The organism is Pseudomonas sp. HY7a-MNA-CIBAN-0227, from assembly GCF_040310325.1.
In the GTDB taxonomy this organism is placed as follows: Bacteria; Pseudomonadota; Gammaproteobacteria; order Pseudomonadales; family Pseudomonadaceae; genus Aquipseudomonas.
This window is the reverse complement of sequence record NZ_JBEOPT010000098.1, coordinates 1-279: the sequence shown is the minus strand read 5'-3', so window position 1 is coordinate 279 and position 279 is coordinate 1. Positions and strand designations below refer to the sequence as shown.

Below are 279 nucleotides of genomic sequence, written 5' to 3'. Positions count from 1 at the left end.
AGACACAACCTTACCCAGGTTCTGTAACGAAAAACGTCAATTCCGGCGTTTTCGCACAGAGCCTGGGCAGATGGATTACTTCTTAAGTCCGGCGATGCACGGCGACACAAACAACTCACCGCGCCAGGCACCTTTAAGGGTGCGCGAACCGACAATGAACCACATCATCACCAGCATCGCGACCAGCACACAGCCCACCACATCGAAAAAACCCAGCTGCAACACATGGCCCAGACGCAAGGTGGCCAGCGAGTAAACACCCAGCGGGAAGGTAAAGCC

At 55.2% G+C, this 279-nt stretch carries 1 protein-coding gene; it reads right to left on the bottom strand.

What is annotated here, in order from left to right; all coding sequences use genetic code 11:
* Positions 1 to 75: 75 nt before the first annotated feature.
* A partial coding sequence (locus AAEZ06_RS27135; protein WP_502948057.1) for an SLAC1 family transporter occupies positions 76 to 279 on the bottom strand: 204 nt, incomplete at its 5' end.